The sequence below is a fragment of the Nitratireductor aquibiodomus genome, assembly GCF_900105565.1.
Classification (GTDB): Bacteria; Pseudomonadota; Alphaproteobacteria; order Rhizobiales; family Rhizobiaceae; genus Nitratireductor; species Nitratireductor aquibiodomus.
On record NZ_FNSL01000001.1, the window covers coordinates 3,017,308 to 3,042,397 of the forward strand.

The following is a 25,090-nucleotide window of genomic DNA, read 5'->3' on the forward strand; positions in this document are numbered from 1 at the left end:
AAGCAGGATTGGGGTTTTGGTTGTTAAATTAACTGGGATGATCGACCATGGATCATCTCGTTGGGAAGTGGGAATCGGGAAGCAATCCCGACAAGCTAAATGAATCCGACGGATTGCCGGTTGCCCTTTGTCCTTCGCCGATGGGAGACTGGCTGCCGATCCTGAGATCCCTGTCGATTGACGAAGAGGAGGCCCGCCGCGTGGATGCGCGGGCAAGGCTCGCAGGGGTCTGTTTCCAGACGGAGCTTCTGTCTTCCGGCCTGGTGTCGGAACGGGCACTGTTTCTTGCTCTTGCAAAGCATATGGGACTCGCCTTTGCTGCCCGCCCGGATCCAGACGCCCTGGTCATGCGTGAGCGGCAGGGGCTGGCAGCGCTGGCACGGCGCGGCGGTGCGCGGGTAAGCCTGATCGTCGATGAGCGTGGCCAGTCGATCGTCCTGATCGCGCCAGACAGACTGAACATCCCCGCTTTGCGCGCGTTCGTAGCGCGATACCCGCGGGCCTCGACACGCATACGCGTGGTGCAGCCGACAGTTCTGCGTGACGCGATCTCCGTCCGCTCGCAGAAGGCGCTCATGCGCATTGCCACGGAGAAGCTGTTCACAATCGCACCCGAGATGTCGGCGCGCATTGTCGCCAATGCCTGGCAGGGGGCGGTGCTGGGCGCGGTAACCGTGTCGCTTGCCTTTGCCGCGCTATTTGCGCCTTCGGCGACCCTGCTCGCACTGCATGTGCTGTTTTCGCTGGCATTCCTCGCCTGCGTTTTGCTCAGAGTCATGGTCCGGTTGGGCGGGCGGGTCTCGGCGGAGCCGCGGATGACGACGGTCCGGCCTGCAGAGATGCCTGTCTACTCGGTGTTGATCGCACTCTACAAGGAGGCGGAGATTGTGCCGGATCTCCTCGTCGCGCTTGGCAGGATCGTCTGGCCCCGCGCCAAACTGGAGATCAAACTCGTCTGCGAGCAGGATGACGAGGAAACGCTCGCCGCCCTCAGAGCTCAGGAGTTACGCCCGTACATCGAGGTGATTGAGGTGCCGCCGGGTGTGCCGCGCACAAAGCCGAAGGCACTGTCCTATGCACTTCCAATGACGTCGGGCGCGTTCGTCGCGCTCTACGATGCTGAAGACAGGCCGCACCCGTTTCAACTGGTCGAGGCCTGGCATGCATTTCGCGGGGCGGATGAGCGCCTGGCCTGTGTGCAGGCTCCCCTGACCATCTCCAATCGGCGGGAAAGCTGGATTTCGGCGATGTTTGCGCTGGAATATGCCGCGCTCTTTCGTGCGGTTCTGCCCTGGCTTGCGCGACGCGGTCTGCTGTTGCCTCTGGGCGGCACGTCCAATCATTTTCGCCGGTCTGCGCTCGAGATGGTGGGAGGCTGGGATCCCTACAATGTGACCGAAGATGCTGATCTGGGCGCGCGACTGCATCGCTATGGGTACCGGGCGGACGTGATCTTTAATCCAACACAGGAAGATGCCCCAACCGACATTCGCACCTGGGTGCCGCAGCGCACGCGCTGGTTCAAGGGATGGGTGCAGACCTGGCTGGTTCACATGCGGGATCCGGCCGCGACCGCCCGTGAAATCGGGCTTCTGTCCTTCATCGTCATGCAGGTCCTGTTTGCGGGCATGGTCTTTTCAGCGCTCGCCTACAGTGTCTTCTGGGCGACCGCGCTGGGAATCGGCATCCATTGGTATCTAGGCGGTGAGTTTCGACCGACCGAGAGCATTCTGCTTCTGGTTGATGTTTTGAATGTCGTGCTCGGGCACGTCGCCTTTCTGCTGTTGGGCTGGTCCGCACTCCACAAGACCGAGAAGCCCGGCTTCTGGAAATGCATCCTCTGGATGCCGGCTTACTGGTGCCTCATGTCCATTGCCGCCTGGCGCTGCGTCTGGCAGCTTTACTGGAACCCCCATCACTGGGAGAAGACGCCGCACAGACGCCGCAACCGGGTGCGCGTCTCACTTCAAAAAACCGGGACCTGAGCCGATCACCAGCTGATCGTCCTGGCCGATGGCCCCGAGATCGCGGCCATCATAGGGAATCGACAGGAGCACGCGCCGAATAACGGCGAGCCTTGCGCGCCGCTTGTCGTTGGCGCGCACCACTGTCCACGGTGCATGGGCGCTGTGTGTCCGCTCGAGCATGAGGTCGCGGGCATGAGTATAATCGTCCCACTTCTTGATGCCGGCCACATCCATTGGTGAGAACTTCCAGTATTTCAGGCGGCTGTGCCGGCGGTCATGAAACCGTCCGAGCTGCGTTTCCTGACCGATGTTTAGCCAGAACTTGAAGAAATGAATCCCGTCATTGACGATCGCGCGTTCGAAATCGGGTGTTTCATCCAGGAATTGCTCGTGCTGGGCGGGTGTGCAGAAGCCCATCACGGGTTCCACGCCGCCCCGATTGTACCAGGAGCGGTCGAAGGTGACCAATTCCCCGCTGGTTGGAAAATGCGCGACATAGCGTTGAAAATACCATTGGCCGCGCTCGGTCTCGCTTGGTTTGGGCAGGGCGACATTTCGCGCATTGCGTGGATTGAGATAGGCACGGATGCGCGAGATTGTGCCGCCCTTGCCGGCGGCATCGCGGCCCTCGAAGAGCGCCATGACGCGCGCACCGCTCGTCTGCATCCAGGACTGGAGCTTGACGAGCTCAACCTGCAGCGCCTCCAGCTGCTCCTCGTAATCGTCCCTGTCGAGTTTTTCCTCGTAGGGATAGCCGCCGGCCGTCAGCTCCTTGTCCTTGATCCAGTCGGGCAGATCCGGGTCATCAATATCGAACACCCGCTTCTTGCCTGATAGTGTCAGCTTGAAGGGCTCGATCTTTTCAAGTGCGGGGTTATCCAGAGGCTTATTCATAAAATCGATCCTGAACCGTGGGAGTGTCCATGCTATTTGCAGCTTGATACAAGGTCCAGCAGCGAAGAAGAAGCGGCAACTGGTCTTCATGAAATGAGCTCGATCAGGAGTTCTCTGGCGACCACGGGGATGAAGTTGGTTGGTGGTATGAGTGATGAAGAGCGGAAAACGCCGCGGAGAGGGATGCTGCGGCACATAGCAAAGGGCACTGCGCCGCTGACGCAGGCGCTTCAGGCTTTGGCGCACCGAAAAAGCGCCACCGAGCAGAGCGAGGGCCCCCGTGTCGTACGGGGCGACATCGACTCGCTGCCGGCAGTTTATCTGGCGGCGGCCGTGCTTGATCCGCTTTATATTTTCGATGGCGCTGGCAGTGTTCTTTATTCCAATGAGGCTGCCGACCTTGCTTTTGGGCCGATGACCAAGAGCGTTTCGCTACGTCTGAAGTTTCGCGCTCCCGAAATGCACGAGCTGGTCAGCCGCGTCATTTCCGGCGTGGAGGAATCGACGGCGATCAACTATTCGGAGCGTGTCCCGGTGGAGCGTGCCTACCGTGTGGTGGCGAGCCGCATCGGAAACGACACCGGTCTCTACGTGCTGATGTTCAAGGACCAGAGCGAGGCGCGCCGGATCGATCGGATGCGGGCGGACTTCATCGCCAATGCGAGCCATGAGCTGCGCACGCCGCTTGCCTCCGTCGCGGGCTTCATCGAGACGCTGCGCGGCCCCGCGCGTGACGATGCAAAGGCGCGGGAAAATTTTCTGCAGATCATGCAGAATCAGACGCAGCGCATGGCGCGCCTGATCGATGATCTGCTTTCGCTTTCGCGGCTGGAGATGAAGCCCTATCAGAAGCCGAACGCCCAGCTTGATGTGGTGGCGCTGGTCAAGGGGGTGATTGAACCGATGCGTCATATCGCCCGGGAAAACGGGGTCGAGATCGTTTCGGAACTTGGCGATGCGCCGCTGCTTGTGGCCGGGCATTCCGATGAACTGGTTCAGGTGTTCGAAAACCTGCTCGAAAATGCCTGCAAATATGGCAGTTCGGGCGAACGGATACTGGTCTCGGCGGATCAGGCAAGCCCCATGGACGAGGTGCGGGTCAGGGTGCAGGATTTCGGTCCCGGCATTCCCGAAGAACATATTCCCCGTATCACTGAGCGCTTTTACAGGGTCGACGTCGAGACCAGTCGCACGCAGAAGGGCACGGGTCTCGGATTGTCCATCGTCAAGCACATACTGACACGGCACGATGCGCGATTGTCGGTCAAATCGGCACCGGGCGAGGGGGCGACGTTTGTGGTTCACTTCCCGCCTGTCCCACCATCTGGTACCGGCGCCGAAAGCGCCTGAAACCAGGCCCAGCCCCAACACTCAGACTTTCATTTTCCCGCCATCACAATAACTTAGAAAGTGCGGGACGTAGCGACGCCGGATCGGCCGAGGAGGAATGAAACCATGCAGAACCAGCACACCATGCGGTCCTTCGACGATGAGTTGAATTACCTTTCTGACCAGATCGCGGCGATGGGGGGATATGCTGAGCGCATGGTCGCGGAGGCCGTTGCAGCACTTGTGCAATCCGATTCCGGGCTTGCCCGCAAGGTGGTGGAAGACGATGCCTTTCTTGACGCCAAGGAGCGCGAGATCGGCGAACGGGCCGTCATCATCATCGGCAAGCGCCAGCCGGTGGCTGATGACCTTCGGGAAATCGTCGGCGCGATCCGCATCTCCTCGGACCTGGAGCGCATCGGCGACCTCGGCAAGAACATTGCCAAGCGTGTCGTTGCCGTCACCGAAGGCAAGCAGCCCGTCCGTCTCTTTCGCGGACTGGAAGCGCTGGCTGGCCTGGCTCTCACCCAGCTCAAGGAAGTGCTGGACGTCTATGCATCCCGTTCGGTGGAGCGGATCGGATTCGTGCGCGACCGGGACGAGGAAATCGACGCGATGTACACGTCACTGTTCCGGGAACTCCTGACTTATATGATGGAAGATCCGCGCAACATCACGGCCTGTACGCATCTACTGTTCTGCGCCAAGAACATCGAGCGCATCGGCGATCACGCGACCAACATTGCCGAGACGGTGCATCACATCGTAACCGGACGTCAGTTGCCGCTGGAGCGTCCGAAGGAAGACCAGAGCCACAGCGTGGTTGCGGAGCCGGACGCGTAGGCGCTTCTTTAAAACCCGGTGCTGCTGCGCTCCGGCCCACGCTCCGCGCGCAGGCTGGAGCGTTGCGTCATGCATTGGCGACAGCGATCGCCTCAATCTCGATCATCGCCTGGGGCGTGTAGAGCGCCTTGATCTCGACAATGCTGTCTGCGGGATAGGGTGCAGAGAAGAACTCCCGGCGCAGGGTGACGACATCGTCGAATTTCTGCATGTCGGTCACGAAGATGGTCACTTTGGCGATGTCGCTGAGCCTCAGCCCACCGCTCTTGAGCGCTCGTTCCAGGTTCTTGAAAGCGCGCCGGCCCTGCGCGAGAAAGTCGCCTTCGACGATCTTGCCGTCATCGCCGTAACCGGCCTGTCCCGAGACAAAGACGAGATTGCCCGCCTGAATCCCCTGAGAGAGCAGGTAAGGGGCATAGGGATCGGGTTCGGTGACAATTTGCTTGAGTTGCATAGCTGTTCTCCATTCAGGTTATGCAGCAGATATGAACCTCCCATTGACTTGTGACAAAAGGCGATATCTCATCATATAAATGAGTTCTATTCATCTATAGAGGAGGCATGTCTTGACCTGGATGCCGTTGCCGGCGCTGCGCACTTTTGTGGAAGTGGCACGGCTTGCGAGTTTCAAGAAAGCAGCCGATTCACTCAATGTGACGCCAACGGCGGTCAGCCATCAGATCAGAAAGCTGGAAGAGCAACTGGGTATTGCCCTCTTCGAACGCCATGTCCGGCGCATATCACTGACCCGGGAGGGCGCGCGTCTTTATCCGGTGCTGGATGAGGCCTTCGGGCGCATTGGCGAGGCGCTGGAAACGGTGCGGCGCGATGCCTCGCAGAGCTCTCTTGTTGTCGCGGCCACCATGGCCGTCTCGACCTTCTGGATTGGACCGCAGGTGCGTGCGTTTCGCGCGGCGTTTCCGGAGCTGGGCTGTCGTATCCTCGCCTCCGATGATGTGGTCGACCTGTCGGGCGGAGATGCCGATCTTGCCGTTCGGTTCCAGCGAGATAGTGATCCGAACCTCGAAAGCTTCGATCTTGCACCCGGTCGGTTTGCGCCTGTAGCGGCTCCGTCGCTTGATCCGCAGTCGCTGCAGGAAACGCCTCTTCTGGCGTTTGAATGGGCTTCACCGCACCCTGAAGCACCCGATTGGGAGCGCTGGTGGCGGTCGGCTGGTCTCGGGCGCCTAAACTCTGGTCGCATCGTGTGGTTTTCGGACGAGGCGCACGCCGTGCAGGCGGCGATGGGCGGCCAGGGCGCCCTCCTTGCAAACCTCAGCCTGCTCGGGCGGGAGCTCGCCACAGGCGTTCTGCAGCGGCTGGATGGCCCGGTCATCTCTTACGGACAATTCCGCCTTGTGCGCCCGCGCGGGAGGAAAAGTTCGGTGCAGGAGGCCGTGTGGCAATGGTGGTGCTCCACCCTTTCGGGAAGAGCCTGATCGCTTCGGGCAAAGAAAAACCCGGCTGCGACGATGCGTCAGCCGGGTAGTCCAGAGGAGAGTTTTAGCTGTATCAGCGGCTCCTGCGCCGCTCCGATGCCGGCTGGTAGGCAAGGCGGGAGTGATAGGTGCAGTAAGGGCCGTTTTCACCGGCTTCATTACCGCAGAAGCTGAAATCTTCCGAGAGAGGATCGCCATTCGGCCACTTGCAGGTGGTTTCCGTGAGCTGCACAAGTTCAAGCTTGCGCGAGATGGGAACCACCACGTCCGCGGTCGGGCGAAGATAGGTCCGCGCCACCGGTTCTTCATCGAACTGTGCCTGAAGGGCCGTCGCGCCGACACTGACCGTGGTCGGCCGGGTGTTGCGCGGGCGGCGCGTCGTGGTCGTGCCCTGGGTCGATGGCGCCGCCTTTTTCTGGCGGGTGCGCGGGCTCGTCGCGCGGCCACGGCTGGACAGCTTGAGGCGGTGGACCTTGCCTATAACGGCGTTGCGGCTGACGCCGCCAAGCTGAGCCGCGATCTGGCTCGCGCTCAGGCCTTCCGCCCACAGTTTCTTTAAGGTTTCGACTCTTTCGTCAGTCCAGTTCATCGGGACACGCTCCTGTCCAGCGTGCGGAATCCGAATCCATTCCCGCTCAGCCAAAGCCGAGGGAGCACCATATAATCATGGTAGGTGTGGTCCGCCGCACAAAATGTAGTCTTTTTGCTTGGGCTGAAACTACCTTATCGGCAGACTCCGTGACAAGAGTCCTTACCGTAAGCTGATTCGGTTTTTGGGGTTTTCCCCAATTTGCTGTTTTTTGCTGTCACTGAGCTGTCGTGCCTGCGTGCGTTGACAGGCAAGCGGAAACAACCGATAAATCTCACGAGTGCCGCCCCTTGGGCGGCATTTTGATTTCATTCTTTCGTACCCGTCGCTGTGCGGGGCGAAAACCAATCTCAGGCTCAGCGGAGACCGTGTGGATGCGTGAATCTGCGCTTTATGGAACTTATGCTCGTCAACCTCTCGCGTTTGAGCGGGGCGAAGGGTGCTGGATAGAGACTGCCGACGGCGATCGCTATCTGGATTTCGCCGCCGGCATCGCGGTCAATTCGCTGGGCCATGCCCATCCGCATCTTGTTGCCGCGCTGACGGAGCAGGCCGGCAAACTGTGGCATGTCTCCAACGTCTATGAGATTCCCGGCCAGGCCCGGCTCGGCGAGCGGCTGGCCGAAAACAGCTTTGCCGACAAAGTGTTCTTCACCAATTCCGGCGCCGAGGCGCTGGAGTGTGCCATCAAGACCGCACGGCGCTATCACCACGTCAACGGGCACCCGGAACGTTACCGCGTCATCACGTTTGAGGGTGCGTTCCACGGTCGTACGCTGGCAACGATCGCCGCCGGCGGACAGGCCAAGTATCTTGAGGGCTTTGGCCCGAAGGTCGAGGGTTTCGACCAGGTGCCGTTCGATGATACGGAAGCGCTTCTGAAGACCATAGGCCCGGAGACCGCGGCCATCCTGGTTGAGCCGATCCAGGGCGAGGGCGGCGTTCGCCCGATCCCCAACGCATCGCTGCGGCGACTGCGGGAATTGTGCGACAGGCATGGTCTGCTGCTCATTCTCGATGAAGTTCAGAGCGGCGTCGGGCGCACGGGCAAGCTGTTTGCGCATGAATGGGCCGAGATCACACCGGATCTGATGGCTGTGGCGAAGGGCATTGGCGGCGGCTTTCCGCTGGGCGCCTGTCTGGCAACGGCGGAAGCGGCCAAGGGCATGACCCCGGGCACCCATGGTACGACCTTTGGCGGCAACCCGCTTGCGATGGCCGTGGGCAATGCCGTGCTGGATGTCGTGCTGGAAGACGGCTTCATGGAAAGCATCAGCAAGAAGGGTCTGCTGTTCAAACAGAGCCTGGCTGCCGTTGCGGACGAGTTCCCGGATATTGTTGAAGGTGTCCGCGGCGAGGGCCTTATGCTGGGCATCAAGTGCAGGGTGCAGAACCTGCGCCTGCTGGAAGCGCTGCGCGACCAGAAGATGCTTGTGGTGCCGGCCGGCGACAATGTGCTGCGCCTTCTTCCGCCCCTGATCATCACCGAGGATGAGATCCGCGAGGCAGTGAAGCGCATTCACGACGCCGCCGCTGCGGTCAGGGCGACCGAAAAAGCCGATGCTTGAGAAAACCAGGGAGACGGGCATGGCCAGCGGTCTGCGCCATTTCATTGATCTTTCGACCGTTGATCCGCAGGACCTGCGCTTCATGCTCGACGATGCGCGGGCGCGCAAGGAACGCCTGAAAGCCGGTGAGCGTGAAAAGCCGTTCGAGGGCAAGGCGCTGGCTATGATCTTCGACAAGCCGTCGACCCGTACCCGCGTTTCCTTTGATGTCGGCATGCGCCAGCTTGGCGGCGAGACGATCATGCTCACGGGCGCGGAAATGCAGCTCGGCCGTTCCGAGACCATTGCCGATACGGCAAAGGTGCTGTCGCGCTATGTAGACGCGATCATGATCCGCACGACAGCCCATGAGCGTCTTGTCGAGCTGGCGGAAAACGCCACCGTTCCGGTGATCAACGGCCTGACCGACGACACGCACCCCTGCCAGATCATGGCCGATATCCTGACTTTCGAGGAGCATCGCGGTCCCGTCAGGGACAGGCTGTTTGCCTGGACGGGTGACGGCAACAATGTGCTGCACTCGCTGATCGAAGCCTCGGCCCGCATGGAGTTTCGGCTTAACATTGCCGTCCCTCCAGGCAGCGAGCCGATGGAGAAATATGTCGACTGGGCGCGCGCCAATGGCGGCCGGGTGACTTTCACGAAAACCGCCGAGGAAGCGGTGGCCGATGCCGACTGCGTCGTGACCGACACCTGGGTGTCGATGGGACAGGAGCATCGCGCGCGTGGCGACAACGTGTTCAAGCCCTTCCAGGTGAATGAGGCGCTGATGAAGCACGCGAAATCCGATGCGCTGTTCATGCATTGCCTGCCCGCGCATCGCGGCGAGGAAGTGACGGACGAGGTTATCGACGGGCCGCACTCGGTGGTGTTCGACGAGGCGGAAAACCGTCTGCATGCGCAGAAAGCGGTACTTGCATGGTGTCTCAACCGGTGACGAGTGAAACGAGGCAGTTGGGCGAATTCGGCTTTGCCGGCGACGATCACGTCGTTCCGTTCGACGTGGATCCGCTGGATGTGCGCGGTCGCGCGGTCCAGCTTGGACCCATGCTCGACCAGATCCTTGCCCGTCACACATATCCCGAACCGGTGGCGCGGCTGCTTGCCGAAGTCATCGTTCTGACGGTGCTTCTGGGAAGCTCGCTCAAATTCGAGGGCAAGTTCATCGTCCAGACCCGCTCCGACGGGCCGGTCGACATGCTGGTGGCGGATTTCTCCACGCCGAGTTCCATGCGGGCCTATGCGCGCTTTGACGAGGCGCGCCTTGAAGAAGCGATCGCCGCCGGCAGGGACGCTCCCGAGGATCTGCTTGGCGCCGGCGTTCTGGCTTTGACGGTTGATCAGGGCTCCGACATGCAGCGCTATCAGGGCATCGTGCAGCTCGACGGCACCACACTCGAAGAAGTGGCACGCACCTATTTCCGTCAATCCGAGCAGATCCCGACCGAGGTGCGTCTCGGCGTTGCCAAGATGGTGCTTCCGGGGGGCGAGAGCGGGCAGGAACACTGGCGTGCAGGCGGGTTACTTCTGCAGTTTCTGCCGGGGTCTCCAGAGCGCATGCGCGGCGTCGACCTTCCCGGTGGCGACGGCGACGAGGACCACGACGGCTCGACCCATCCAGAAGACGACGCCTGGCAGGAAGCGCGTATGCTGCTCGCCACCGCGGAGATGACCGAGCTGGTTGACCCCACGGTCGGCGCCGAGCGCCTGCTTTACCGTCTCTTTCATGAGCATGGCGTGCGCGTTTATGAGGGATCGGACGTGCGCGACGACTGTTCGTGCTCGCGCGACAAGATCAGGTCCGTTCTGGACGGGTTCACGCCGGAAGAGGTGGCCGACAGCATCGAGGATGGCGTCATTCGCGTCACCTGCGAATTCTGTTCGACCGAATACGTGTTCGATCCCGGCGATTTCAGTTGATCCGCGTGGCGGCACCCGGCAGATCGAGCGAGAATGCCGGGATGTCCACGTCAAAAAACGCACCGCGCGGCCCGCGCATCGTATAGCGCCCGACCATGATGCCCGAGGGGGCGGTTAGCGGGCAGCCGGATGTGTAGGTGTAACTGTCGCCCGGCTGCAGCACCGGCTGTTCTCCCACGACACCCTCTCCGCGCACTTCCTGCACCCGTCCCGTTTCGTCGGTGATATGCCAGTAGCGCGCGACGAGCTGCACGGTCTCGGGCGAATGGTTCGTGATCGTGATCCGGTAGGCCCAGACGAAATGCCCGTTTTCGGGGTCCGACTGCGCGGACAGGTAGCTGGGTTCGGCGCTCACTTCGATCGACTGGGTAACGGCTCTGTACATGGTTCAAACTCGCCTTGCGCGCACTCAACGCAGGAAGGATGGGCCCTTCCCGTGAAAGATCAAGAGCATAGCAGAGATGAGATGGCGGTTCATGTATGAGGTTCAATGATCTCCCATGACACCATTGTGAGCGGCATGAGAGGTCGAATGGCGATAAGCATGGGGCATTGAGGACAACGTGCTGGTGAAACATGCTTGACGGTTGGGCACACCGAAAGATCGATCCCGGATTATCGGCCATGGCCGCGCAGCTTGCGGCAGCGGGGGTCCGCGCCAACGCTGTCACCTATGCGGGGCTTGTCCTGGGGTTTGCCGCCGCTGCCGCCATTGCATTTCAGGCTTACTGGGCCGGGTTCGCCCTCATCCTGGCCAGCCGCTTATGCGATGGGCTGGACGGAGCCATCGCCCGAATTCACGGCAAGACCGATTTCGGGGGGTATCTCGATATCGTTCTGGATTTCGCCTTTTACGGTGCCGTGCCGCTCGGCTTCATCATTGCCGATCCCGGCGCCAACGCAATCGCCGGCGCGGTCCTGTTGCTGGCGTTCTACGTGAACGGGGCAAGCTTCCTCGCCTATGCGATCATGGCGGAAAAGCACAGGCTCAAGAGCGATGCGCGCGGTGAGAAATCGCTGTTTTTCACCACCGGGCTGGCCGAAGCGAGCGAGACACTGGCCGTATTCGTGGCCATGTGTCTCTTACCGTCATGGTTCCCGGTTCTTGCCTACGGGTTTGCCGTACTGACCGCCTACACCACCGTGTCACGCATTGTTCTGGCGGGCAGACGATTCGGCTGAACCCGCTTCAGATCACGTCCAGCGCCCGTTCTATGTCGGCAAGAAGATCGTCGCCGTCCTCGAGACCCAACGAAAGGCGCAGCGTGCCGTCGCCGATGCCCAGTTCGGCGCGCGCCTCGTCAGACAGGTTCTTGTGCGTCGTCGTGGCAGGATGGGTAATCAGGCTCTTGGCGTCACCCAGATTGTTTGAAATCTGGAAGATTTTCAAAGCATTCTCAAAAGCGAACGCGCCTTTCTTGCCACCCTTCAGTTCAGCGCAGATCAGGGTCGAACCGCCCTTCATCTGCCGGGCGATGATATCTGCCTGGGGGTGATCCTCGCGTCCCGGGTAGATGACGCGGGCGACTTTGGGGTGGTCGGCGAGCAGATCGGCGATACGGCCGGCGCTCTCGGTCTGCTGGCGCACGCGCAGCGGCAGCGTTTCCAGCCCCTTGAGCAGAGTCCACGCATTGAAGGGCGAGAGGCTTGGCCCCGTATGGCGGAAAAAGTCCTGCAGTTGCTCGTCGATCCACTCCCTGTCCGAAAGGACGACACCGCCCAGACATCGGCCCTGACCGTCAATGTGCTTGGTCGCGGAATAGACGACCACATGCGCGCCGAGCTCAAGCGGTTTTTGCAGAAGGGGGGTGGCGAAGACGTTGTCGACCACGAGACGCCCGCCAACTTCGTTGGCAAGGGCCGCTACGCCGGCGATGTCGGCCACTTCCAGAGTCGGGTTGGTGGGGCTTTCAAGGAAGAAGAGCTTCGTGTTCGGCCGCACGGCGGCCTTCCAGTTTTCAAGCTTCGCGCCGTCGACAAGCGTTGTCTCGATCCCGTAGCGGGGCATCAGCGTTTCAACCACCCAGCGGCACGATCCGAAAAGCGCGCGGCCCGCCACCACATGATCGCCCGCCCTGAGCGAGCAAAGCAGCGCGGCGGTGACAGCGGCCATTCCGGAAGACATGGCGCGCGCCTCTTCGGCGCCCTCCAGCGCGCACATGCGGCGCTCGAACATGTCGACGGTCGGATTGGCATAGCGGGAATAGACGAAGCCCGGTTCTTCGCCCTTGAAGCGGGCTTCCGCCGCTTCCGCACTGTCATAGACAAAACCCTGCGTCAGATAGATCGCTTCGGAGGTTTCGCCAAAATGCGAGCGGGTGACCCCGCCATGAACAAGCGCCGTCTGTGCTTTCCAGTCGTTCTCGGAATTCTCTGTCATCGCTTCTACACCCAACAAAAAAACCGGCCGCGAAAAGCCGCATGCCGGTCCGGTGATCGAGCGCGGCCTTTTAGCGACTTCTTTAACGTGGCTGCAAGCCGACCGGCCAAATCACCACGGGATAAAGGTCCATTAGACCTTCAGGCGCCTTGCGTCAACGACAAGCGGCGCTAAACCTCGTTCAATCAAACCCTGTGCAAGGAGAGGGGCGTTGGCAAAAGCGGGAATTCTGCCGGACAAGGACATTGCGGCACTGTTCGACAATGGGGCGCTCGCCTCGGCCCACCCGCTGGATGGCGACCAGATTCAGCCGGCCAGTCTCGATCTGAGGCTTGGCACCATTGCCTATCGCGTGCGCGCCAGCTTCCTGCCGGGGCCGAACCACCGCGTTTCCGAAAAGCTCGAGAGACTCAAGCTGCACGAAATCCAGCTCGGCGAGGGCGCCGTGCTGGAGACCGGGTGCGTTTACATCGTGCCGCTGCTGGAAGGGCTCGATCTGCCAGATGGCATCTCCGCCTCTGCCAACCCCAAGAGTTCGACCGGCCGGCTCGATATCTTTACCCGCGTGATGACCGACCACGGGCAGGAGTTCGACAAGATCCCAGCCGGCTATTCCGGTCCGCTCTACATGGAGGTGAGCCCGCGCACCTTCCCGATCGTCGTGCGCACCGGATCACGCCTTTCGCAGATAAGGTTCCGCACCGGCAAGGCGCTGCTCGATGAAAGCGCGCTGGCGGACCTGCATGCGCGCGAGACGCTTGTCGCTTCGGACGACCCCAACATCACCGGCGGCGGTATCGCGCTTTCGGTCGATCTGAGCGGCGGCGAAAACGGGTTGATCGGGTATCGCGCAAAACATCACACGGCGCTCATCGACGTGGACCAGCGCGATCAGCACGATATCGCGGACTTCTGGGAGCCGCTGACCGGCGACGGTGCGGGCGGTCTGATCCTCGATCCTGACGAGTTCTATATTCTCGTGTCGCAGGAAGCGGTGCATGTGCCGCCGCACCACGCTGCCGAGATGACGCCATTCGATCCGCTGGTGGGCGAGTTCCGCGTGCACTATGCGGGCTTTTTCGATCCCGGCTTCGGGCATTCGTCCGCTGGCGGAACCGGCAGCCGTGCGGTTCTGGAAGTGCGCAGCCACGAGGTTCCGTTCATTCTCGAACACGGCCAGATCGTCGGCCGTCTCGTCTACGAGCGGATGCTCTCACGCCCCCGTGCGCTCTACGGCGCGGACCTGAAGTCCAACTATCAGGGCCAGTCGCTGAAGCTCTCCAAGCACTTTCGCATGCGCTGACCGCAGGGGTCAGCGCTTTTCGCGCGCCTTCTCGACAGTCAGTGCCTGCACCTCTTTGCGCAGGGCGCGGATTTCATTGAGGATGATTTCCTGCTCGGCCTGCAGGGCCGTGCGTTCTGCCGAAGCCTCTTCATCATGCTCCGCCTGCATGGCCGAGACGATAATACCGATGAACAGGTTGAGCACCGTGAAAGTGGTCGAGACAATGAAGGGGATGAAGAACATCCAGGCGAGGGGATAGACCTCCATCACCGGACGGACAATGCCCATCGACCAGCTCTCCAGGGTCATGATCTGGAACAGCGAGTAGGCGGAGAGGCCAATCGTGCCGAACCAGTCCGGAAAAGAAGCGCCGAACAGTTTGGTGGCCATGACGGCGAACACGTAATAGACGAGACCCAGAAGCAGCATGATGGAGCCCATGCCCGGCAGGGCCGCAATGAGGCCTCCGACCACCCGGCGCAGTGACGGCACCATGCTGACCAGTCGCAGAACGCGCAGGATGCGCAGGGCCCGCAGCACCGAGAGCCCAGCCGTTGCGGGCACGAGGGCAATGCCCACCACCACGAGATCGAAAACGCGCCAGGGATCGCGGAAGAAGTTCTGCCGATAAACCGCCAAACGGGCCAGAAGCTCGGCGACGAACACGCCAAGAATTGCCTGATCCAGCGTCTGGAGCAGTGGGCCGAAAGCGATCATGGCCCGCTCGGAGGTCTCGAGACCGAGCGTAACCGCATTGACGATAATGAGAACGGTAATGACCGCTTCGAAGCGGCGGGATTCGATCAGGCTCTTGAGCGATTGCACGTTTGGCAGTCCGATTGGTGATTTGTAGAATTGAGCGGCAAACAGGTGGGATGGAAATGGGGCGACGTCAAGCCGTCCATAACAGTCTGGCCACAAGCGTATGCTTCATGCGTGCAGACATGCAAACGCACCACGCTTTGTCACGTCAAAAAAAGAGGCAGGGAGCAGTGCTCCCTGCCTCGTTCATCATTCATTTGTGTTGGCGGTTCTCAGCCGATGGCTTCACCATCTTCGCGCCAGACGGAGATCACCGCCGAGCGGGGCTTTCCGTTGCCGTCCGGCCAGTTGCCGCCCGGATGCTGGATGCCGACGAACGCGACCTTCCTGTCCGCCGACCAGGTCAGGCCGGTCACTTCGGCGCCGTTCGGTGCAGTGAGGAAGCGGGCGATTTCGCCGGTCTCGGGATTGCCCACCAGCATCTGGTTGTTGCCCTGCCCCTCGAACTCGCCTTCATTGCTGTCGTCGCCATCGGTCTGGATCCACAGCATACCGTCGGAAGAGAAAGCCATGCCGTCGGGCGAGTTGAACATATTGCCTTCGTTCACATTGTCCGACCCGGCATAGACATTGTTGTACGCCTTCGGATTGCCGGCCATGACGTAAAGGTCCCAGGTGAACGTGTCGGCGCCATGGTCCTCGCCTTCCGGCCGCCAGCGAACGATCTGGCCGAAATTGTTGGTCTCGCGCGGGTTGGGGCCCCCGACGGGCTGTTCATCGCCACCGGCATTGGCCTTGACGCCGCGGTTCTTGTTGTTGGTCAGGGCGCAATAGGCCTCGACCCGCAGGGGGTTGGCGGCCACCCATTCCGGACGGTCCATTGTGGTCGCGCCGACTTTCGATCCTGCCATGCGTGAGAAGACGAGGATTTCCTCGATCGGCATGCCGGTGGTCTCCGGCGTCAGGGCCAGCCATTCGCCGGTCATGTCGTCATTGAACCTGGCAGCATAGAGCGTGCCGTCCGAAAGCAGCCCATCCGTAGGCTGGCCTTCGGCCCAGGTGCCATTGGATACGTAACGATAGATGAACTCGCCGCGCTCATCGTCGCCCATATAGACCACGACGCGCCCGTCGGCAGCCTGCACCATCTCGGCGTTTTCGTGCTTGAAACGCCCGAGCGCGGTGTGCTTGACGGGTGTCGATTCCGGATCAAGCGGGTTGATCTCCGTCACCCAGCCGTGACGGTTCGGCTCGTTGGGTTCCCTGGACAGGTCGAAACGCTCGTCGAACTTCTCATAGGCGTAGCGGCCTTCGCCGCCGATGCCGTAGCGCACTTCGCCTTCCGTGGCTTCGTGATCGGGAACCTGGCCTTCCGTGGTTTCACGTCTGGCGGTCGTGCCGAAATAGCCGTTGAAGTTCTCCTCACAGGTCAGATAGGTGCCCCAGAGCGTCTTGCCGGAGCCGCAATTGTTCATGGTGCCTTTAGGTGCGAGGCCTTCCGGATCGGCGTTGGTCTTGACCAGATCGGAGCCCGCGGCAGGGCCGTCCATGGTCATCGGCGTCTCATGCGTGATACGGCGGTTATAGGGGCTGTCGAGCACCACGGCATAGCCATCGCCGCTGTCGGCGATTTCCAGCACCGTCACGCCCTGCATGTTCTTGAGCAGTTTCACCTCGTCGGCATTGCGGGGCATGCCTTCTGCTTCTGCCGGCAGGTTGATCTTCGGGTTCACATATTCGGAATTGATGGCAAGGATCGTCCTGTCGCCGTCGACAAAGGTCTCCATGCCGTCCGTGTTCTCACCGAACACCCTGTCCGACATTTCGACCGGCACGCCCGTTTCGGGTGAGTAGGCGCCTTCCGCATCCTTGAAGAGCGGGTCGCCCCAGCGCACCAGTGGCTTCCAGCCATAACCCGCAGGGACGTGAATTTCATGGTCGGTGGCAATCCCGATTGGCTCGAAATTGAACGTCGCGCCCTGCGCCTTTGCAGACGACGTGGAAGAAAGAACGCCCGTTCCCATAACGGCTGCAGCAGAGCCGAAGGCCAGCACACCGCCCAGGAACCCGCGACGCGAAATGGCGCGCTCCACAACGGCGTCAAAGGCGTTGTTGTCAGGGCGCGGGTCGCGCATTTCGTCGAATTCGTCCCACGACAGGCGAACGATATCCTGCTTGTTCATGACGGCAGTCCTCTGGCTGTTTGGCTGGATCGAGCCGCCTGTGGCGGCATCTGCCGGTAGTCGTAGCGAATGCTTGCGACAGGATTGTTACATCACTGTGTCCAGACGGCGAGACTGACGTTAAATTGAAAAGGCCGACCGTGGCGTACGGTCGGCCTTTCAGATGATCGTCGCATTACCGGTTTCGGAGAGACTAGAACTTCACCGCGGTGTGGAAGGTGAAGGTGCGGCCTGGCGCGTAAACTGGATCAATGCCACCGCGGTTCGAGCTTGCGGCAAAGCCGGTGCGCTCAAAGTAGGTTTCATCGAACAGGTTCTCGACGCCGACGCGGATGGTCATGTTTTCATAGGACGGAGGTGTCCACTCGGCATATGTGTTGACCACCGTGTAGGCTGGCTGGTCGTAAAAACCTTCTGTCGTGGCATACGCATCGGAAATCTTGCCCGCCCACGCCAGCGATGCGCCGAGCTTCAGATTGTAGTCGGGGATTTCATGATCGATGTAGAGCGTGGCCATGTCGCCAATCGGCATGAACGTTCCGCTGTTGGGCAGTGCCGACACACCGCCCACTGTCACCTTGGCCTTGGTGAACGTGGCACCGATCTTCGTATTCTCCCAACGGTAACCCGCATTCAGCGTCACACCGCGTGAGCGGGCCTCGTCTGGAGAATTGTGCAGCGTGCTGCCCGTTCCCCATTCATAAACGGGAAGGCCGTCAATGCGCGTATCGAAGAAGGTCACGCCGGCGTTCCAGTTCTCGCCGCCGAAATTCGCACCCACTTTCAGGTTCTGCGCCGTGCCGGCGCTGAAACCGGGGTCCGTGGTGAAACTGTCGTCTCGGGCATGCACATAGCCATAGTCGCCGATCACATAGCCAAGCCAGGTGCGCGAGGCGCCTGCAAACACCTCGAAATGATCGTTGAACTTATAGGAGACCGTTGCGTTCACGCTGGCGCCGCTGTCGGAGAACTTGTTGTCGTTCCAGTCGGTGAAGCGATGCCCGTCATAGCGCACGCCGGTCGACAGGTTGAGGCCGTTGTCGAACTCGAAGCGCCCCTGCGCGAAAGCGCCGAGCTGAAAGGTCGAGAAGTCGCGGTAGCGGCGATTGTTGTTGCCGTAATTGTCGGTGAAATAACCATGCCGCCCGAAGTCGACACCGGTCGTGATGTTGCCGTAGTCGAAGGTGAAACGGTTCTGCACCTTGCCGCCGAACAGATCTTCGTCCAGGGCCATGTTGCCGTTGGTGCGGTTCTGGTAGTTCGGACGCCAGTAATCGTTCTCGCTGTAATAGAGCGTCACCTCCGGGTCCCACATGTCGGTGGGGGCGGTGGTGGTGTATTTCAGGTTCACGGCATCCCGCGCGACCTCGAGCGGATGCACCGTATCGCCGGCGAGCCCCATGTTCATCTTGATCAGGCGGTCGGCCTTGTCGCGGCTGCGCTCATAACCAAGCTCGATGCGATGACCTTCTGCTTCATAGCCGAGCTTGGCGAGAATGTTGCGGGCCGCGGGCTCGGTGCCGAGGATTTCCAGCCCGTCGCCATTCTCATAGTTCTTGCCGGTTGCACCATGGGTCATGAGGAACCAGTCGAACCCTTCATGCCGGCCATAACCGGCGGCACTGCCCGATAAGCCGCGGCCGTTCGTGCCATAAGAGAGGCCGAGCCGCGCACCCAGGTTCTTTCCGTCTTCAAGCAGATCGAGTGCGCCGACGGTCTCGTAGCGGATCGCACCCGCTGCCGCGCCAAAGCCGGAATCGGCGGCGGCGGCGCCGGCTTCTACCTCGACGCGCTTGAGGAACACGGGATCGACGACGTTGGAGCCCGTGTGATGCCAGCTTGTCGCGGTCTGCGGCACGCCGTCGACACTGACAGCCAGGTGCGATTGTTCCATCCCGAGGACGTGAATGCGCTTGGAAGGGCCGCCACCGCCCGAGACGCTGATGGAGGATTCACGCGTGAAAAGCTCGGAAACGTTGCTCGGTTGCAGGATCTCCAGGTCTTCCTGCGTGACGACGGTTCCGCCCGTCGCCTCAATGTTCTCCTTGCCGTCGCTGATGACGGTGATTGTATCGAGGACGGTTGTGGTCGGGCTGTTTTCCTGCGCCTGCAATGCCGATGAAAGCGCAAGCAACGAAACGCCGGTGAGCGGCAGTATCCGCGTGAACGTCATTTTCTTTCCCTGTTAATCCCCGGCCGGCAAGCGCTTGGCCCCGGCTTGGCGGCCATAAGTCTGATGATGCACAGGGCTGGAACCGGATGAGGCGCTGAGACCGTGCAGGCTGATGCAACCGTGCTGCGTCCATGCCCCATCGTAGTCGCCCCCTTGCATGCGGACTTCCCAAGCCCCGTGCCGGGTGCCCGTTGCCTGTTTATGGCGGCGGGCTTGCTTCTCGCACCAGCACGGCTTAATCTTGAGAAGATCGGTCATGTATATGTTTGGCTGCGAGAAGGAGTCGAGCCGAAAGAGTTTGTCGGGAACCGCAATTTCTTAGGCTCAAACGGCATTGTGCCGGTCCTGGTGCAGCTGCGCCGGATCGGTGTCAGGGTCATTGAATGCAGTACACATCACAGGAACTTTTTGTCGGTGCCATTGAGGGAGTGCCGAACTGCACGTCCGATACGCGTGAGCTGCACATCTGGCCGAAATTCATGCTGATGGTGCTCTTGCAGGGCGCTCAGCACTTCGTGGTCGATGAAAGGCATTTCGAGATCGACGCAGGCACGGAAGAGGCGAGCTCTCCGGTTGTGTTCATGCTGAACGTGGCCAAGGATAGTCGATTACGTTTCTTCAACGACAGCCGGACCCCGCTGCGCAAGGTCATGATTTCGGCGCCATTACCCTGGTTGCAGCGTCTCTTCGACACGCAGGGTGAGGCGCAGAAATCGGTGTTGCAGAGCTTTTTTTCGCAGCACCTCGCCCACTTTTCGTTTGAGCCCGGTCAACACATCGTGCAATCGGCGCAGAAGATCATGCATCCGCCGCCCGCACTGGAGGGAGAGTTGAGTTCCCTTTATCTGAGAGCGCAGGGGCTCGACTTGATGTGGCAGTCATTGCTCACCATGCTGGCTGACAGGAAGGAACATCTTCCCGCGCCGACACTCATGAGCCTGCGCTATTGCGATCGCGCACGTGATTTTGTCATTGGCAATCTGGACCGGGAACTGACGATAGGCCTGATAGCCCGCGAGGTTGGCTGCAGCGCGTCCACCCTGCAGCGGCATTTCAAGACGCATTTCGGGATGACGGTCTTCGACTTCATAAGGCAGAAGCGTCTCGAGGCCGCACGCACGGCACTCGCCGACGATGGCATTCCGATCTCGCACGCAGCGCATCTGGCTGGCTACAACAACATTTCGAGCTTCACGACGGCCTTTCGAAGGGCATATGGCGTTACGCCGAAACAGGTGCGTGTTTAGCGCAGTTCCAGGAAAGACGGAAAACGGCTTTCTGTCGACGCACCGGGCAAAAAACCCGGCGCGAGGCAGGCATGGCGCCCGTGCTGGCAAGACATTTAAAACGTGACGCCGAGTGTTGCCTTCAGCCCATGGTCGCCGGCATCGGATGCGATCCTTCCAGAATAGGAAAGTCCGAGCCTTGCCGCCGGCGTGAGCGCGACCCGTGCCTCAAGGTCGAGCGCCAGCATGTCCCGGGCCACGGGCACCCCGGCTATTGTGAACACATCGCCACCGGCAAACTGCATCTGTGTTGCCGGATCCGTGTCTCCGAAGGCGTGCTGCCAGCCGATGCCGCCCGTCAGTTCAACGGAGGCTTTTCCGCCAAGGGCGAGCTCGGTCCCGGCGCGAAGACCGAGGTTGGTGAATGTCGTGCCTATTGTCGTTCCAGCAACCGTCAGGGCCGCTCCACCACCGGTCTCGGAGAAGTCTCCGGTTTTGAGCCTCACATGCGCAACGCCGGCATAGGGTTCAAACCGCATCGTATTGGCCTCAAGCCGATAGCCCGCCTCGCCGAAGAACTGCATGGTCGAAGCATTGTATTCCCCGGCGAGCGCATCATTGAACCCGGTAAATGCGACCGCGCGGCTCGTGTCGAGCGCGTGCCAGGCGAATGCCGCACCGCCGCGCAGGCTGAAATCGCCCCACTGCTTGCCGCCGTAAACGCCGAGATGCCAGCTGTCAGCATCACCTGACGACACACGATCGTTCACATCAATGGCCGAACGGCTATAGCCTGCAAGCAGACCGAGCTGCACGCCTTCGGTGATGAAGGCATCCGCGCCCACGAGCAGGCCACCAATGGTGCGATCTGTCTTTGCAGCGTTTCCGTCACTTTTCCATTTTGCGTCGGCGCCAAAGGCATGTGCCCACAGGCTGGGCCATTGGTCGACTTCGTTCATCTCGCGGGCATCCTCGCCATAGGCAAGGATCGGGGTGGACAGGGTGCCGGCGGCTGCATAGTCCCTACGCAGCCGATCATTTGCGGCCTCTCGCGGAAAGCGGCTGTCTTCAAGGAGCGCGGATGTGGTGGAAGCGTAAATCTCGCCTGAGAGCTGATCCAGCGCGCCCGGCAGTTCCGCGCTCCCCAGATTGAGCACTGCGGCATGCAGGCCGCCTGATCCGATCGAGAGTACGCCGCCACATGTTGACGTCTGGTTGAATGTCATGCCGGCCGGGCAGCCGGTGCTCTGTGAAGAGGTGAGGAAGACATTGGTTCCGCTGTAGCTGTCGGTGAAGTCCAGCAGGGGATAATCGTCGGTGACGGCAGTAAACTGGCCGGCCACACTGCCTGCCGAGATAATCGTGTAGGTCAGACCGGGTGTATAGGTCGATCCGTCATCGGTTCCGTTCTCCGGTTTGACATGGATCGTGCCCGCGTCGATTGCGACGGCGCCGGAAACGTTCAGGTGATCATTGTTCGTTCCGGCGGTGTTGCCGCCATCGTTCAATTCCACTTCGAACACGGAGCCGGCGTGGAAATTGGCGCTCGCCGCGTTCAACGTGCCAATCGAATTGCCGGGCGCCAGCGTGCCGCCGGCATTGATCGTCGCGGTTTCGAGGGTTCCCGACCCGCCCAGAACGCCACCATCGACGGTGATTACGCCGCCGAGCGTTCCATTGACCAGAAACCGCCCGCCGGAAACCGTACCGCTCCCCGTGAAGGCCGCGCCATCGCCCGTATAGATGGTCTCTCCGGATTCCTGAAGGAACTGGCCCGTCCCGAACATATCGGGGTTGAACAGATAACCGGTATTGGTGTGGTTGAAGACCAGCCTCGCGCCGGGCTCGTTCAGATAGAGTTTTGGCGTTGAGAGATTGCCGGCTGTCGCAGCCGCGTCGCCGGAAGCCGCGCCGATGTTCAGCGTTCCGCTGGAGCCGTCGCTGCGTTGGACATAGACTTCCGTGCCTGCGGACGCCGTCCCATTGTCGGTGAGTGTCAGCGTGCCTTTGCCGCCGCTGCCGACATCCAGCTCATAGGTTGCGTTCAATTGGGAACCGGCGCCACTGATGGTGGCCTGCCCTTCCGACCCCGGCATGTCGCCAAGATAGATCGAGGCGGCAGAGACGACACCCTCACTCTCGACGGTAAGGCGGCCTTTGCCCTCGTCGCCCAGATACAGATTCTGCGAACTGGTCCATGTCGATCCGGTATCGGATATATAGACAGAACCATCCGATCCCGTTTCCGAACCGACATAGCCATCCGTGTTGCTCACCGCGCCGCCGCTGTTGATGGCGAGGCTTCCAACACCTTCATAGGCGATTGTCAGCGTCTGGGCATTGATCCATTTCGCATTGGTGCCGCCGACGGAGACGCGCCCCTGCGCGCCGGCGGCCGAGCCCACATAGCCATCGCTGTTCTCAACGGTCGCGCCGTCGACGATGAAGAGAACGCCAATGCCCTTTTCGCCAACCGACAGATCGTTTGTGTTGATCCATTTGGTGTTGTTGCCACGTAGGTCCGCAAATCCGTTGACGAGCGCTGCATTGCCGATGAAGCCCTGCTGGCTTGTAACCTTGGCGCCATTTCGCAGGCGCAACGTGCCGTCGTAGGTGTCTCCCACGATCATGTTTCCGGCGTTGTTCCACTCAGACCCTGGTCCTGAGACCTGCACTGTGCCTTTGCCGGTGGTGCTGCCTGCCTTGTGACCGAGCAGGCCGTGCGTGCTGTTGAGGACGCCGCCATTCTCGATGCGCAGATATCCGCTGGAAGGCTGGACGCCGTTGGACCCGACATACACCTCGTGCGCATAGCCGGGCGTCGCCCCCTGAAGGATCGGCACGTTGCTGCCGGGCGGCGTGGAGATATGGGCGGTGTCTCCGGCAACCGGCACGCTGCCACCCCAGTTGTCAGCCAAAAACCAGTCCGAGGACACCCCGCCCACCCAGGACGTGTTGGTTTGCGCCAACGCCGCATCTGGCAGAGCGCAGACCGAGCCGATTGCTATGGCGCTGGCGGACAGCATCGCCGCATGCATGGTTCTGCCGAGGGTCGATCCGGTTGAAACGGATCTGCAAGCGTTTTTCGCCGGGGCGGAAAACATGGTCATGAAATCGTGTCCTCTCGATTAGCGGGGACGCGAAAGCCGAAGCGGGCTGCCTGTTTCAGGCACGACCAACCCCGGCAAGCGTCCCCCCGACGCTTTTCCGCACTGTTTACATGTGAGGAAAACATGCCTCATGATGCACATTCACTACGAGCGCGCTTGGCGTTTCGGATACACTGGGGGTGACCGCGCATATCGGCTTGCCTGAGCGGAGGGGGAACTTGGAAGATCGGCTCGCTATACTGACCACGCTGGCCTATGGGGCAGCGCTTGACGACGAAAAATGGGACGCCTTTCTGCAGGCGTGTTCCGATTTGGTCGGTGGCGGCGTGAGGACCTGCCTTTTTGGTTATGATGCTGATGCCCGCATTGAACTGGGCGCCAGGCAGTTTGGATATGATCCCGCGTATCAGCTCTCATATGCGGCCTACTATTCCCAGAAGGACTTTCTGGCAGCCCGGCTGATGGAAGAAGGCCCGGGCCGGGTTGTGCCTTATGGAGAAGTCTGGAACGACTTCGGTCTGCGCAATACGGAATTCTATGACGATTGGGTGCGGCCACAGGAGGACATCATCGGCGGCTGCTCGGTGCTTCTGTTCAAGCAGGAGAAGCGCCTTTTCGCCTTCAGTGGAAGCATTCGCTCTCGGGATTCCGATCAACTTGAAAGACCCTGGCAGCGGATTGTCACCTATCTGACGCCGCATTTGCGCCAGGCCTTCGAGGTGGCAAGAGCGCTGGCTGGTGCAGAACTCGAAAAGAAGGCGATGGTGAACGTTCAAAACCCTGCCAGAACAGGCTGTCTGGTGGTGTCGAGGGATCGCAGGATCGTGTTCGCCAATCGGCAGGCGGAAAACATGCTGGATTCCGGGGAGCTTGTCCGAAGCGATTTCAGACAAAGGCTGCTGTTTGCGGACCCGACCTGGGACCAGCGTCTCGGTCAAATACTGGCGAGCCGGATTCTGACGACACCGCAGACGTTGCGCTTGCTCAACGATCTACCCACGCCGTTCATATGCCGGATCGCGCCTCTGGGAAGCGATGATCTCGGCACACGGTCTTCCGGTATGCTTTTCGGCAGAGAGGAACCCTGCTTCCTGCTGACGATTTCGCAGGAACATGACGTTCCCGATATTGGTGAAAGGCTGCGAAACCGGTTTGGTCTGACCCCGCATGAGGCACAGGTGGTTCTGCATATTTCCTCTGGTTTGCTGGCAAAAGAAATCAGCGAAATTCGCGGTACCAGTGTCCACACGGTGCGAAACCAGATTCATAATGCCATGAGTAAAATGGAAGTCCGCCGCCAGTCCGAGATCGTGCGGATCGTTGCAGCAATGCGGAATCCTTTGCTGCAATAAATATTTATATAAATTTGAACATATGCTCAGATAAAAATACTAAAGAATCAAAAATACGACCGATCCATTC

At 60.7% G+C, this 25,090-nt stretch carries 20 protein-coding genes and 1 riboswitch; of the genes, 11 read left to right on the forward strand and 9 right to left on the reverse strand.

What is annotated here, in order from left to right:
* Nucleotides 1-47: 47 nt before the first annotated feature.
* Nucleotides 48-1,985 (forward strand): glycosyltransferase, encoded by a 1,938-nt coding sequence (locus tag BLW55_RS14385; RefSeq protein ID WP_143038441.1) that lies wholly within the window; start codon nt 48-50, stop codon nt 1,983-1,985.
* On the opposite strand, the gene ppk2 is transcribed toward BLW55_RS14385, so the two are convergent.
* Nucleotides 1,962-2,861, reverse strand: coding sequence for a polyphosphate kinase 2 (gene ppk2 / locus BLW55_RS14390; protein WP_090329252.1), 900 nt, complete (start codon nt 2,859-2,861; stop codon nt 1,962-1,964). The two genes, BLW55_RS14385 and ppk2, sit on opposite strands and share 24 nt — an antisense overlap.
* 183 nt (nt 2,862-3,044) lie before the next feature.
* On the opposite strand from ppk2, the gene BLW55_RS14395 reads away from it, so the two are divergent.
* Together BLW55_RS14395 and phoU are read left to right on the forward strand one after the other, a co-directional pair.
* Entirely contained in the window at nt 3,045-4,211 is a 1,167-nt protein-coding gene (locus tag BLW55_RS14395) for a sensor histidine kinase (protein ID WP_244509078.1), read from the forward strand.
* 105 nt (nt 4,212-4,316) lie between these two features.
* On the forward strand, nt 4,317-5,033 hold the full coding sequence (gene phoU, locus BLW55_RS14400) for a phosphate signaling complex protein PhoU (protein WP_007007654.1): 717 nt from the start codon (nt 4,317-4,319) through the stop codon (nt 5,031-5,033).
* Between the two features lie 67 nt (nt 5,034-5,100).
* Here the strand turns inward: phoU and BLW55_RS14405 are convergent, their stop codons facing one another.
* Nucleotides 5,101-5,487 carry a RidA family protein gene (locus BLW55_RS14405; protein WP_090329254.1) on the reverse strand — a complete coding sequence of 129 codons (387 nt, stop codon included), beginning with the start codon at nt 5,485-5,487 and terminating at the stop codon, nt 5,101-5,103.
* A gap of 121 nt (nt 5,488-5,608) precedes the next feature.
* On the opposite strand from BLW55_RS14405, the gene BLW55_RS14410 reads away from it, so the two are divergent.
* Nucleotides 5,609-6,472 (forward strand): LysR family transcriptional regulator, encoded by an 864-nt coding sequence (locus tag BLW55_RS14410; RefSeq protein ID WP_244509174.1) that lies wholly within the window; start codon nt 5,609-5,611, stop codon nt 6,470-6,472.
* A 73-nt stretch (nt 6,473-6,545) separates the two neighbouring features.
* Here BLW55_RS14410 and BLW55_RS14415 read toward each other — a convergent pair whose 3' ends face one another.
* Complete coding sequence (locus BLW55_RS14415; protein WP_065817202.1) at nt 6,546-7,061, reverse strand: GcrA family cell cycle regulator; 516 nt, start codon at nt 7,059-7,061, stop codon at nt 6,546-6,548.
* 374 nt (nt 7,062-7,435) lie between these two features.
* On the opposite strand from BLW55_RS14415, the gene BLW55_RS14420 reads away from it, so the two are divergent.
* Genes BLW55_RS14420 through BLW55_RS14430 form a run of 3 tightly spaced genes read left to right on the forward strand, consistent with a single transcriptional unit; the run spans nt 7,436 to nt 10,549 of the window.
* Nucleotides 7,436-8,629 (forward strand): aspartate aminotransferase family protein, encoded by a 1,194-nt coding sequence (locus BLW55_RS14420; RefSeq protein ID WP_090329256.1) that lies wholly within the window; start codon nt 7,436-7,438, stop codon nt 8,627-8,629.
* A 19-nt stretch (nt 8,630-8,648) separates the two neighbouring features.
* Entirely contained in the window at nt 8,649-9,566 is a 918-nt protein-coding gene (gene argF / locus BLW55_RS14425; RefSeq protein ID WP_025029930.1) for an ornithine carbamoyltransferase, read from the forward strand.
* Nucleotides 9,548-10,549: an Hsp33 family molecular chaperone gene (locus BLW55_RS14430; protein WP_025029929.1), complete on the forward strand. Its 1,002-nt coding sequence runs from the start codon at nt 9,548-9,550 to the stop codon at nt 10,547-10,549. The genes argF and BLW55_RS14430 overlap by 19 nt, the downstream gene beginning before the upstream one ends.
* Here the strand turns inward: BLW55_RS14430 and apaG are convergent.
* Nucleotides 10,542-10,934 (reverse strand): Co2+/Mg2+ efflux protein ApaG, encoded by a 393-nt coding sequence (apaG, locus tag BLW55_RS14435; protein WP_007007647.1) that lies wholly within the window; start codon nt 10,932-10,934, stop codon nt 10,542-10,544. The genes BLW55_RS14430 and apaG overlap by 8 nt on opposite strands.
* 191 nt (nt 10,935-11,125) lie before the next feature.
* On the opposite strand from apaG, the gene BLW55_RS14440 reads away from it, so the two are divergent.
* Nucleotides 11,126-11,731: a CDP-alcohol phosphatidyltransferase family protein gene (locus BLW55_RS14440; RefSeq protein WP_025029928.1), complete on the forward strand. Its 606-nt coding sequence runs from the start codon at nt 11,126-11,128 to the stop codon at nt 11,729-11,731.
* A gap of 7 nt (nt 11,732-11,738) precedes the next feature.
* On the opposite strand, the gene BLW55_RS14445 is transcribed toward BLW55_RS14440, so the two are convergent.
* Nucleotides 11,739-12,929: an O-succinylhomoserine sulfhydrylase gene (locus BLW55_RS14445; RefSeq protein WP_090329257.1), complete on the reverse strand. Its 1,191-nt coding sequence runs from the start codon at nt 12,927-12,929 to the stop codon at nt 11,739-11,741.
* A gap of 50 nt (nt 12,930-12,979) precedes the next feature.
* Nucleotides 12,980-13,057, reverse strand: a riboswitch (SAM riboswitch).
* A gap of 83 nt (nt 13,058-13,140) precedes the next feature.
* Here BLW55_RS14445 and BLW55_RS14450 point away from each other — a divergent pair.
* Nucleotides 13,141-14,232 carry a 2'-deoxycytidine 5'-triphosphate deaminase gene (locus BLW55_RS14450; protein WP_090329258.1) on the forward strand — a complete coding sequence of 364 codons (1,092 nt, stop codon included), beginning with the start codon at nt 13,141-13,143 and terminating at the stop codon, nt 14,230-14,232.
* A gap of 9 nt (nt 14,233-14,241) precedes the next feature.
* Here BLW55_RS14450 and BLW55_RS14455 read toward each other — a convergent pair whose 3' ends face one another.
* The 3 genes from BLW55_RS14455 to BLW55_RS14465 all read right to left on the reverse strand — a co-directional run bounded on the left by BLW55_RS14455 (nt 14,242) and on the right by BLW55_RS14465 (nt 19,332).
* Nucleotides 14,242-15,039: an ion transporter gene (locus tag BLW55_RS14455; RefSeq protein ID WP_090329259.1), complete on the reverse strand. Its 798-nt coding sequence runs from the start codon at nt 15,037-15,039 to the stop codon at nt 14,242-14,244.
* Between the two features lie 209 nt (nt 15,040-15,248).
* A complete protein-coding gene (locus BLW55_RS14460; RefSeq protein WP_090329260.1) occupies nt 15,249-17,159 on the reverse strand; it encodes a PhoX family protein in 1,911 nt (636 codons plus the stop codon).
* Between the two features lie 193 nt (nt 17,160-17,352).
* Nucleotides 17,353-19,332 (reverse strand): TonB-dependent receptor domain-containing protein, encoded by a 1,980-nt coding sequence (locus BLW55_RS14465; protein WP_090329261.1) that lies wholly within the window; start codon nt 19,330-19,332, stop codon nt 17,353-17,355.
* Between the two features lie 479 nt (nt 19,333-19,811).
* On the opposite strand from BLW55_RS14465, the gene BLW55_RS14475 reads away from it, so the two are divergent.
* Nucleotides 19,812-20,579, forward strand: coding sequence for a helix-turn-helix transcriptional regulator (locus tag BLW55_RS14475; protein ID WP_244509175.1), 768 nt, complete (start codon nt 19,812-19,814; stop codon nt 20,577-20,579).
* Between the two features lie 95 nt (nt 20,580-20,674).
* Here the strand turns inward: BLW55_RS14475 and BLW55_RS14480 are convergent, their stop codons facing one another.
* The gene (locus BLW55_RS14480) at nt 20,675-23,584 is read right to left on the reverse strand and encodes an autotransporter outer membrane beta-barrel domain-containing protein (protein WP_244509079.1); all 2,910 of its coding nucleotides are present in this window, start codon (nt 23,582-23,584) and stop codon (nt 20,675-20,677) included.
* Between the two features lie 263 nt (nt 23,585-23,847).
* Between BLW55_RS14480 and BLW55_RS14485 the strand changes: the two genes are divergently transcribed.
* Complete coding sequence (locus BLW55_RS14485; RefSeq protein WP_244509080.1) at nt 23,848-25,020, forward strand: helix-turn-helix transcriptional regulator; 1,173 nt, start codon at nt 23,848-23,850, stop codon at nt 25,018-25,020.
* The last annotated feature ends 70 nt before the right edge of the window (nt 25,021-25,090 follow it).